Raw genomic sequence first — 10,826 nt, forward strand, 5'->3', positions numbered from 1 at the left:
GCACCGATCGCTCAAAGAAGAGAGACTCTCCGTGACCTCCGTCCTGCCCGACACCCACACCGAAAGAGGACTGGCCCGAGTGGCCCAGGTCCTCGCCCGCTGGACCGAGAAATGGTTCCCCGACGCCTACGTCTTCGCCCTCGTCGGCGTGTTCCTGGTGGCCCTGGCCGCCCTCGCCAACGGCTCCAACCCGCAGACCATCGTCGAGTCCTTCGGCACCGGGTTCTGGGACCTCACCGCGTTCACCCTGCAGATGGCTATGGTCGTGCTCACCGGCTACGTCGTCGCCACGTCGCCACCGGTGGCCCGGCTGATCGGCACCCTCGCCGCAGTGCCGCAGTCCGCAGCCAGTGCCGTCAGTTTCGTGGCCCTGCTCTCGATGTCGGTCTCGTTCGTGAACTGGGGGCTCAGCCTCGTCTTCGGCGGCCTGCTCGCCCGGGCCATCGCCCGCCGCACCGACCTCCGGGTGGACTACCGGGCGCTCGGCGCCGCCGCGTTCATGGGGCTCGGGGCCGTGTGGGCGCTCGGCATGTCCTCGTCGGCCGCGCAGTTGCAGGCGACCGCCGCGTCGCTCCCGCCGGCCCTGCTCGAGGTCACCGGCATCCTCGACTTCGGCAGCACCATCTTCACCTGGCAATCCCTCACCCTCTGCGCCGTCATCATCGCCCTCACCGTGGCCGTGGCGCACTTCTCGGCCCCGCGCGGCGACGCCATCCGCACCGCGCACGACCTCGGCGTCGACCTGGACGACAGGCCGGAGCCGGCGGCGCCGCGCACCCGCCCGGGCGAATGGCTCGAGTACAGCCGCATCCTGCCCGTCCTGGCCGGCCTGCTCACCCTCGGCTGGCTGGTGTCCCAGCTGCTCACCCTGCCGATCCTCACCGTGGTGAGCAGCCTCAACGGCTACCTGCTGGTGTTCCTCATGCTCGGCCTGGTGCTGCACGGGACACCGCGCAACTTCCTCCAGGCCGTGTCCAAGGCGGTCCCGGCCACCGCCGGCATCCTGGTGCAGTTCCCGCTCTACGCTGCGATGGCGGCGATCCTCACCCGGGCGGTGGGCAACGGCGGCCTCACCGTCTCGCAGCACCTGGCCGAGTTCTTCACCTCGATCGGCGGCGACGGCGGTTTCGCCGTGATCATCGCCCTGTACACCGTGGTACTGGGCGTCTTCGTGCCCTCCGGCGGCGGCAAGTGGCTGGTCGAGGCACCCTACGTCATGCAGTCGGCGACGGATGTCCAGATGAACCTGGGCTGGACGGTGCAGATCTACAATGTGGCCGAGGCGCTGCCCAACCTGGTCAACCCGTTCTTCATGCTGCCCCTACTCGCCGTTCTCGGGCTCAAGGCCAGGGATCTCGTCGGATTCACGTTCCTGCAGTTCATCTTCCATCTGCCGGTCGTGCTCGTGCTCGTCTGGCTGCTCGGCGAGACGTTCGCGTTCGTCGCCCCCGTTCTGCCCTGACCGGGCCGGGGCGCCGAACGCATGGGCTACAGCGCGGTCGCCGCCTCCGCGGCGTGGAACCACGGCGGGTACACGGCGACCTTGGGCCGGTGCGCCGAGGTAGCGAGAATGCCCCGCACCTCATCGCGCACCTTGTCGTTGGCAACGCCGACGAGAGTGACCAGGTCGAACGGGAACGTCTCGGCGACGAGCAGTTCGGCGCGGAGGATCGCATCGGATTCCGCATCCGCGCGCAGACGGCGGAGCAGGGAGTCGCAGCTCTCCGGTGTGGCGCCGATGCGGGTCAGGGTGCCGGCGGCGTCGCCGTCAGTCACCACGACCGCAGCGACAGCCTCGGCCTCTTCCTCGACCGCGGCCGCGACGTGGGCGTCACGGAGCTTCTTGACCGTGCTGACCAGGATGACGAAATCGAAGATCTCGGCAGTGTGAGCGTCGGCGGAGAGGCGGGGATCAGCCGTTCCAGTGAGGAGCCCATCCCAGAGCCGGGCATTCGGCGAGAGGAAGAACGGCACGTAGCCGGCCACGCTCGCGCTGCCGTCACCCGCGACCAGCACCGTGCGGCGGGTGTCCCGGTTCGGCGCCGATGAGATGTCGACGGCCGGGCGCGTGGTCCAGGCCTCACTCGTATCGGCCAGCAGGGCGCCGCTCTCGAGAATGCCGGCCAGGTTGCGAATGTGGGTGAGGTGATAGATGCGCTGCTCGCCGACACTGTCGGCGACGGCCCTGGCCGTGGCGGCCACCTTGACGGACCCGACCGGCTTCGGCGCTCCCAGCGTCACCGTGCGCGGTGACGGCGAGCTCCGCAGCGACGGGGCGCGGGATGCCTTGGCCCGGCTGGCCCGGGGCGCCGGCGCGACCGCCGTGATTTCAGGGGCGGCCTTCGGGAAACACAGGGCGCAGAGCCCGCCTTCAAGTCCGTGGATACATTCGTCGCTCAAGCGCAAAAAACCTTTCGTATTTCGTGGCCCCCACCGCTTCAAGACCCATGCTCGAAGACCACATATCAACGGTACGGGGGTTTCGGGCCGAATGGTGACCGATCTGGGCAATTGGCGGGCAGCACGGGCCGACCCACCGCATCCGGCACCTGTACCTGCTGGCCTGAACCGACACACTCGGTCGCATCCAGACCACAGCGGAATACGATGGGGTCAACACGCCGCGCGGGCAAGGTTCGCGGCTGCGGCACTCCACACCGGAGCGTCGTCCGGGCGCGGTGGCCAACGAAGGCCGGGCAGGAGGCATCGGGTGTCTGAAGCTGAGGTGCCCCTCACCCGCAGCCTGCGCTGGGAACAGTCGACCGACCGACCGCTACTGGTGCTCGGCTTCGCGTTCCTGCTGGCCTATGCCGCGCCGATCGTGGCTCCGGAGATCGGCCCGGGCTGGCGACTGCTGCTCGAGTGGATCGAGATCGGCACCTGGGCGGCCTTCGCCGTCGACTTCATCGTGCGTTTCTCCCTCGCGCACGACCGGCTGCGATTCGTGCGCACCCACCTGCTCGACCTGGTCGTGGTGGCGCTGCCGCTGTTCCGTCCGCTGCGGGCCCTGCGCGTGCTGTCGATTGTGATCCTCTCCGCCCGCCGGGTGAGCAAGAAGCTCAAGAACCGGGTGATGACCTACGCGGCCGTCACCGCGGTGTCGGTCTGGTTCATCGCCGGGCTCGCGGTCACGGATGCCGAGCGCGGCGCCGCCGGGGCGAACATCCACTCGGTCTGGGAGGGCTGGTGGTGGTCATTCGTCACGATGGCCACCGTAGGATTCGGCGACCTCTACCCGGTGACGGCCGAGGGACGGCTCGTCACGGTGGGGCTCGTCGCCACCGGGATCGCCCTGATCGGCACGCTGACCGCGTTCATCGCGGCCTGGTTCGCCTCGGCCAACCGCGCGGCCGAGGAGGAGATCAAGGCCGAACTCGACGTCAGCGAGGACAAACTCGACATCCTCGCGGCCGAAATCGCCGAGCTCAAGGCCATGGTCGCCCGCCTCGCCGCCGGGCGCGGCGGTGAGTCCGGGCAGGCAGCCGACGGGGCGCCCGGCAGGGCCGGCACGGCGAATCCGAGCGCCGATACCGACTGAGACGGAGGCCGAACGCCTCTGGACAGGAGGTTCCCGGTCTGCCTATCCTGAAGATGAGCGAAAGTCCGTTACGGTCTGGGGAGTCGCGGTCCGTAACGAAATTGAGCGACTCTATGCACCCCGATGAACTGTTGCCCCGACCAACCTGCATCTCCTGCTTCGAGATAATGGAGCCTGTGGGCGGTTATTGGTGGTGCAGCAGATGCAAGGAATTCGCCGCCTGACGCGCACCGCACGGCTGGGTACCGACCCGGTTGCGCCAGCATGGTTGCGTGCCGGCACGGCTGCGTGCCAGCACGATTGGGTAGTCTGTGGGGATTCCCCGACCGCCTGCTGAGGCGAAGATTTGGAGTTCCATGTCGACTACCGTTCACGGCGTCATCGCTCGGTCGAAGGGCGCACCCGTTGAGCTCGTCGACATCGTGATTCCAGACCCCGGCCCCGACGAGGTCATCGTCGACATCGAAACCTGCGGCGTCTGCCACACCGACTTCCACTACAAAGAGGGCGGCATCAACGACGACTTCCCCTTCCTGCTCGGCCACGAGGCTGCCGGCCGGGTCAGCGTGATCGGTGCCGGCGTCACCAATGTGGAGGTCGGCGATTTTGTCGTGCTCAACTGGCGCGCCGTCTGCGGAGAGTGCCGGGCCTGCAAGCGGGCCGAACCCTGGTACTGCTTCAACACGTTCAACGCGGCCCAGAAGATGACGCTCACCGACGGCACCGAGCTCAGCCCGGCGCTCGGCATCGGCGCGTTCGCCGAAAAGACCCTCGTGCACGCGAAGCAGTGCACCAGGGTCAACCCGGCGGCGGACCCCGCGGCGGTGGGCCTTCTCGGCTGCGGCATCATGGCCGGGATCGGTGCCGCCATGAACACGGGCCACGTGAGCCACGGCGACTCGGTCGCCGTGATCGGATGCGGCGGCGTGGGCAACGCGGCGATCGTAGGGTCCCGGCTGGCCGGGGCATCCGTGATCATCGCGATCGACCGTGACGCGAAGAAGCTCGTCACCGCTCAGACCCTCGGCGCGACGCACACCATCGACTCCGCCAACCTTGACGAGGACGGCGTGGTCGCGGCCGTGCAAGCGCTGACCGGCGGCTTCGGCGTGAACGTCGCCATCGACGCGGTCGGCCGCCCCGAGACCTGGCGGCAGGCCTTCTACGCCCGCGACCTGGCCGGCACCGTCGTGCTGGTGGGCGTGCCGACCCCCGAGATGATGCTGGAGATCCCGCTGCTCGACGTGTTCGGCCGCGGCGGGTCGCTCAAGTCGTCCTGGTACGGCGACTGCCTGCCCGAGCGGGACTTCCCCATGCTCACCGACCTCTACCTGCAGGGCCGGCTGCCGCTGGACCAGTTCGTCAGCGAACGGATCGGCATCGGTCACATTGAGGAGGCCTTCGGCAAGATGGCCCGCGGCGAGGTGCTGCGCTCCGTGGTCGTGCTCTGATGCCCGCCCACATCGAACACCTCCTCACCTCGGGCAGCTTCAGCCTCGACGGCGGCACCTGGAACGTGGACAACAACGTGTGGATCGTCGGTGACGACGACGAGTGCGTCGTGATCGACGCTGCCCACGATGTTGATGCCATCCTCCAGGCCGTCGGCGACCGCAAGCTGGTGGGCATCCTCTGCACGCACGCGCACGACGACCACATCGGCGCCGTCGCGGGGGTGAAGGCCGCGCACACCGCGCCGACCTACCTGCATCCCGACGACATGGTGCTCTGGGACCGGGTCTACCCGGATGCCCCGCCGAGCCGTCCGCTCGAAGACGGTCAGCACATCCATGTGGCCGGCATCGATCTCGACGTGCTGCACACGCCCGGACACTCCCCCGGCGCGGTCTGCTTCTTCGCGCCGGCGCTGGGCACCGTTTTCAGCGGTGACACCCTGTTCCACGGCGGACCCGGCGCGACCGGGCGGTCGTTCAGCGACTTCCCCACGATCATCGAGTCGATCACGGGCAGGCTGCTGACCCTACCCCCCTCGACCGTCGTGCTCACCGGCCACGGCGAGTCCACGACGATCGGCGAAGAGGCCGGGCACCTTGCCGAGTGGATCGCCCGCGGCCACTAACCCCGGCTGGGTCCGAGTGGATCGCCCGCGGCCACTAGCCCCGGCTGGGTCCGAGTGGATCGCCCGCGGCCACTAACCCCGGCTGGGTCCGAGTGGATCGCCCGCGGCCACTAGCCCCGGCTGGGCAGGGCCGCGGGCGCGAGGCTCACTGCCGCACGATCGACCGCAGGAGCCGCAGTGCAACCGAGAGCGACGCCATGTCGTCCTGCCCGAGCGCGTTGACCTCTTCGAACACGCTCCGGGCCCTGGCGAGCTTTTCGGCGTTGAGCGCCTCCCAGGCGAGTACGCGTTCCTCGGCACCGCCGGCATCCGTTGCGGCGAGCACGGCCGTCGTCATGTCGGCCACCGTTGAATACAGGTCGTCCCGCAGCGCGGCGCGGGCCAGCGCCTGCCACCGGTCCTTACGCGGCAGCAAGGTGATGCGTTCGAGCAGATTGTCAACGCCGAACCGGTCGTACGCTGCGTAGTAGACCGCCGCGACATCCGTCATCGGGGCCTTTTCCTGGGCGGAGATCTTCGCCACGTCGAGCAGCGCGAAGGCCTCGAAGAGTTCGGTCCAGCGGTGGCTGAGGTCCTCGGGGAGACCCCATTCGTGCGCCTTGACCAGCATCGCCTTCAGGCGCAACAGGTCCCCGCCCTGCACATAATCTCCCAGGTGGGCGCGGATCAGGTCGATCTGCGGCTTGTACTGTGCGACGACCTCGGCCACCGGCTGGCTGCCGCCGTGACTGACGTGCCAGCGCACGGCCCGGTCGAGCAGCCGGCGGATGTCCAGGTGGATCGCCGTCCAGTGCTCGGTCGGGAACGACTTCGGCAGGGCGTTGAGCTCGTCGACCATCACGTCGAGTTCGAAGATCTCCCGCAGGGCGACGAACGCCCGGGCGATCGCGGCCTGGTTCGCCGACGTCTCCTCCATCGCGCGGAACGCGAACGTCACCCCGCCGAGGTTGATCATGTCGTTGGCCACGACGGTCGCGATGATCTCCCGACGCAATGGATGCGTGTCGAGCTCGGCGTCGAATCGCTCCGCCAGCTGCTTCGGGAAGTAGCGACGCAGGGTGCCGCCGAACCACGGGTCGTCCGCGAGGTCGCTGTCCCGCAGCGCCGTCGCCAGTTCGATCTTGGCGTAGGCGGCGAGCACCGAGAGCTCGGGCGAGGTCAGCCCCTTGCCGACGCCCTGGCTCGGATCGAGGCGTTCCCGCAGGGTCGCGGTCGTCGGCAGTGCCTCCAGTTCGCGTTTGAGGTCGCCGGAGGCCTCCAGCCAATCCATCAGGCGTTCATAGCTGGGGCTCCAGCTGGCGACCTTCACCCGGTCGTTGAGCAACAGGATGTTCTGGTCGACGTTGTCTTCGAGCACGAGCCTGCCGACCTCGTCGGTCATGTCGGCGAGGAAGCCGGGGCGGTCGGCCGCGGTGAGCTTGCCCGCCGCGACCATCCGGTCGACGAAGATCTTGATGTTGACCTCGTGGTCGGAGCAGTCCACGCCGGCGGAATTGTCGATCGCGTCGGTGTTGAGGATGACGCCGTTCAGGGCGGCCTCGATCCGGCCGAGCTGGGTGAGCCCGAGGTTGCCGCCCTCACCGACGACCTTGACCCGCAGGTCGCGGCCGTCGACGCGGATGGCGTCGTTGGCCTTGTCGCCGACCTGCGCCGCCGTCTCCGCGCCGGCCTTCACATACGTGCCGATGCCGCCGTTGTAGAGCAGATCGGCGGGCGCCATCAGGATCGCGCGCAGCAGTTCGGGTGGGCTCAACTGGGTGGTGTCACTCGGCAGCCCCAGCGCGGCGCGCACCTCGGCCGAGATCGGCACAACCTTGGCCTGCCGCGGGATGACCCCGCCGCCGGTGCTGATCAGCCTCGCGTCGTAGTCCGCCCAGGAGGAGCGCGGCAGCGCGAACAGCCGCTGCCGTTCGGCGAACGAGACGGCCGGGTCGGGGTTCGGGTCGAGGAAGATGTGCCGGTGGTCGAAGGCCGCGATGAGTCGGATGTGCTCCGAGAGGAGCATCCCGTTGCCGAACACGTCGCCGGACATGTCGCCGACCCCGACGACGGTGAACTCCTCGGATTGGGTGTCGACGTCGAGTTCACCGAAGTGCCGTTTGACCGACTCCCAGGCGCCGCGGGCGGTGATGCCCATCGCCTTGTGGTCGTAGCCGACGGAACCGCCGGAGGCGAACGCGTCGCCGAGCCAGAATCCATACTCGGCGGCGAGACCGTTGGCAATGTCCGAGAACGTCGCTGTGCCCTTGTCGGCGGCCACGACCAGGTATGAGTCGTCGTCGTCGTGGCGCACGACGCGAGCCGGCGGCACGAGCTGCTCGCCGGCATCCGTCAGCACCAGGTTGTCGGTCAGGTCGAGCAGACCCCGGATGAACGTCTTGTAGCTGGTGATGCCCTCGGCCAGCCAGGCCGCACGGTCGACAGCGGGATCGGGGAGCTTCTTGGCGAAGAACCCGCCCTTGGCGCCCGTGGGCACGATCACCGCGTTCTTGACCGTTTGAGCCTTGACCAGGCCGAGCACCTCGGTGCGGAAGTCCTCCCGCCGGTCCGACCAGCGCAGACCGCCGCGGGCGACCTTGCCGAAGCGCAGGTGCACACCCTCGACCCGCGGCGAGTACACCCAGATCTCGTACATCGGCCGCGGGAACGGCAGCGCCTCGATTTTGGACGGGTCGAGCTTGATGCTCAGGTAGGGCTTGGCCTGGAAGAAGTTCGTGCGCAGCGAGGCCTCGATCAGGTTGATCAGGGTGCGCAGCACCCGGTCGGCGTCGAGGGTGGCGACCTGCTCCATGGCTGCGGTGAGCTGCGCGCGCACCTCCGCGGTGCGTCGGCCACGCTCGTCCTCAGACAACTCCGGGTCGAACCGGGCCTCGAAGAGCGCGACCAGGGCCGCGGCCACGATTGGGTTGTCGACCAGGGTGTTGCCGACGAAGCCGAACGAGTTGGTGTTTCCCATCTGGCGCAGGTACTTGGCGTAGCTGCGAAGAATGACGACCCGGTGCCAGGGCATGCCCTCGCGCAGAACCAGGCGGTCCAGGCCGTCCGATTCGATGGCCCCGCCGATCGCCGCCCCGAAGAACTCGGCGAGCAGCTCACCGGTTTCGACCGGGTCGACCCCCGCCGGGTAGTGCAGGCCCAGGTCGTAGAGGAAGAACTGCCGGCCGTCGGCGGTCTCAATCTCGAACGGAACCTCATCGAGCACCTCGATGCCCAGATTCTGGAAGAATGGCAGCAGCTGGCTGAGGCTCTTCGGCTCCATCAGATAGAGCTCGACCCTGGCGTGCTCGTCCGGCCGGTCGGCGGCATTCTTTGAGAGGTACACGTGCAGGCCGGGGCGGGCCGTGCCGGTGACGGATGCCCCGGCGTCCGTCGTCGCCGCAGTCGTCACACTCGCGGCGCACGCCTCGAACCGGCCGATGTCGACGAGGGCGTCGCCGACCTCATAGTCGACCCGGTAGCTCGGCGGGAACGCCTCGGCCCAGAGGTTCGACAGGCGCTCCGCCTCCTCGAGCGGGTACTGCTCGCGCAGCTGCTCACTGATGCCCTCCGGCCAGGACCGCACGGCCATCGCCAGGCGCCGCTCGAGCGCGGCGGCGTCGACCGGCACCGTGTCGGTCGCGCCGACCATGGCGCCCTTCGGCAGCCGGATCCGGTAGAACAGGCGGGCCAGGGTGGACTCCGTCATGCGGGCCTCGAAGTCGAGGGACTCCGCGTTGAAGGTGTCGGTGAGTTCCTTCTCGATGCGCAGCCGCACGGCCGTGGTGTACCGGTCGCGGGGGAAGTAGACGAGGGCGGACATGAAGCGTCCGAACGCATCGGGTCGGAGGAAGAGCCGGGTGCGTCGGCGCTCCTGCAGCCGCTGGATGGCCACGGCCGTGGTGACCAGGGTGGGCAGGTCGATCTGGAAGAGCTCGTCGCGCGGGTAGGTCTCCAGGATGCCGAGCAGGTCCTTGTCGCTGTGCGATCCGGGCGGGAAGCCGACCTCGGCCAGCACGGCGTCGATTTTCTCCCGCAGGATCGGCACGTCCCGCACCGAACTCGTGTAGGCGCTCACGGCGAAGAGGCCGATGAAGCGCTGTTCCCCGTTGACGTTGCCATCCGCGTCGAAGCTCTTGATGCCGATGTAGTCGAAGTAGGCGGAGCGGTGCACGCTCGAGCGGGAATTCGCCTTCGTGATCACGAGCACGCGCCGTTCGCGCGCCATCCTGCGCCCGGCCTCGGTGAGGTGCTGGATCTCGTGCCCGTCCTTCGGGGACCGCAGCAGGCCCAGGCCGCTGTCGTCGCGGATGGTGAGCACGTCCTCCCCGTCCACGGACTCGAGGTCGTACTCCCGGTAGCCGAGGAAGGTGAAGTTGTCGAGGTCGAGCCAGCGCAGCAGATCCTGCGCCTGCCGGATGTCCTGGATGCCCTCGGCGTGCGGCAGCCGGTCGAGCGCGTCGGCGATCGCCATGGCCTTGGCCTGCATGGGCCGCCAGTCGTCGACGGCGGCGCGCACATCGCCGAGCACCCGGATCAGCCCCTGGAGAAGTCGGCCGTGCGCCTCCTCGCCGGCGCGTTCGATCTCGATCGCGATCCAGGACTCGAGGTGGGGCGAGTCCTCCTCGGTGCCGAGCAGATGGGAGATGTCCGGCATCGCGGAGGTGTCGCCGCTGGAGACGCCCACGTTGGCCGGCATCCGGGTGACGCTGGCAAGCTCGTGCGTTTCGCGGTTGCGGGTCACGACGAGCAATGGGTGCACGACCAGGTGGATGGCCGCGTGCTGGCGCACGAGTTCGGCGTTGACCGAGTCCACTAGGAACGGCATGTCGTCCGTGATGATGTAGACGACGCTGCGGTCGGCTTCATCGCGAATCTCGATGTTCGCGTGCCCCGGCCGCCGCGTGCGGGCGACCTGCCAGTGGTTCTCGGCGCGTGTCCGCAGCACCGCGGGGTTGTAGTCGAGCGCGTCGTCACCCGCCAGGTGCTCGTAGTAGTCCGAGATGAATGCCTCGAGGGTGGCGTCCGCGAGGGGCGCACCGGCTCCGCTGGATTTCGACGACATGGATTCTGACGACATGGATTTTGACGACATTGACAAATAGCCCCCATCAATTCTTGATCTACGCTCGCTGTTGAACGTGGAGACCGCTTGAACTTCCATCGTAGTTTCGTTGACGGCAGTCTGCACACCAGGTGCCCGGCGAGGCGCGGAAACCGCCGGCGGTCGAG

Annotated in this window: 6 protein-coding genes; 4 read left to right on the top strand and 2 right to left on the bottom strand. The window is 68.4% G+C overall.

Annotated elements, in window-relative coordinates; genetic code table 11:
- Window positions 1-31: 31 nt before the first annotated feature.
- A complete protein-coding gene (locus tag E3O19_RS06250) occupies window positions 32-1,462 on the top strand; it encodes a short-chain fatty acid transporter (RefSeq protein ID WP_134566233.1) in 1,431 nt (476 codons plus the stop codon).
- Window positions 1,463-1,488: 26 nt separating this feature from the next.
- On the opposite strand, the gene E3O19_RS06255 is transcribed toward E3O19_RS06250, so the two are convergent.
- On the bottom strand, window positions 1,489-2,400 hold the full coding sequence (locus E3O19_RS06255; protein ID WP_166804497.1) for a DarT ssDNA thymidine ADP-ribosyltransferase family protein: 912 nt from the start codon (window positions 2,398-2,400) through the stop codon (window positions 1,489-1,491).
- Between the two features lie 310 nt (window positions 2,401-2,710).
- Between E3O19_RS06255 and E3O19_RS17745 the strand changes: the two genes are divergently transcribed.
- The 3 genes from E3O19_RS17745 to E3O19_RS06270 all read left to right on the top strand — a co-directional run bounded on the left by E3O19_RS17745 (window position 2,711) and on the right by E3O19_RS06270 (window position 5,618).
- Window positions 2,711-3,538 (top strand): ion transporter, encoded by an 828-nt coding sequence (locus tag E3O19_RS17745; RefSeq protein ID WP_166804498.1) that lies wholly within the window; start codon window positions 2,711-2,713, stop codon window positions 3,536-3,538.
- Window positions 3,539-3,894: 356 nt separating this feature from the next.
- Window positions 3,895-4,989 carry an S-(hydroxymethyl)mycothiol dehydrogenase gene (locus tag E3O19_RS06265; protein ID WP_134566239.1) on the top strand — a complete coding sequence of 365 codons (1,095 nt, stop codon included), beginning with the start codon at window positions 3,895-3,897 and terminating at the stop codon, window positions 4,987-4,989.
- Window positions 4,989-5,618 carry an MBL fold metallo-hydrolase gene (locus E3O19_RS06270; RefSeq protein WP_134566241.1) on the top strand — a complete coding sequence of 210 codons (630 nt, stop codon included), beginning with the start codon at window positions 4,989-4,991 and terminating at the stop codon, window positions 5,616-5,618. The genes E3O19_RS06265 and E3O19_RS06270 overlap by 1 nt, the downstream gene beginning before the upstream one ends.
- 145 nt (window positions 5,619-5,763) lie before the next feature.
- Here the strand turns inward: E3O19_RS06270 and E3O19_RS06275 are convergent, their stop codons facing one another.
- Entirely contained in the window at window positions 5,764-10,659 is a 4,896-nt protein-coding gene (locus E3O19_RS06275; protein ID WP_134566243.1) for an NAD-glutamate dehydrogenase, read from the bottom strand.
- Window positions 10,660-10,826: the final 167 nt, after the last annotated feature.

Origin of the sequence: Cryobacterium algoritolerans (assembly GCF_004402785.1) — a bacterium.
GTDB lineage: Bacteria > Actinomycetota > Actinomycetes > Actinomycetales > Microbacteriaceae > Cryobacterium > Cryobacterium algoritolerans.

Coding starts and splice junctions, on each gene's coding strand:
- E3O19_RS06270 (WP_134566241.1), top strand. CDS start 4,989: ATGCCCGCCCACATCGAACACCTCCTCACCTCGGGCAGCTTCAGCCTC.
- E3O19_RS06275 (WP_134566243.1), bottom strand. CDS start 10,659: ATGTCGTCGAAATCCAGCGGAGCCGGTGCGCCCCTCGCGGACGCCACC.
- E3O19_RS06265 (WP_134566239.1), top strand. CDS start 3,895: ATGTCGACTACCGTTCACGGCGTCATCGCTCGGTCGAAGGGCGCACCC.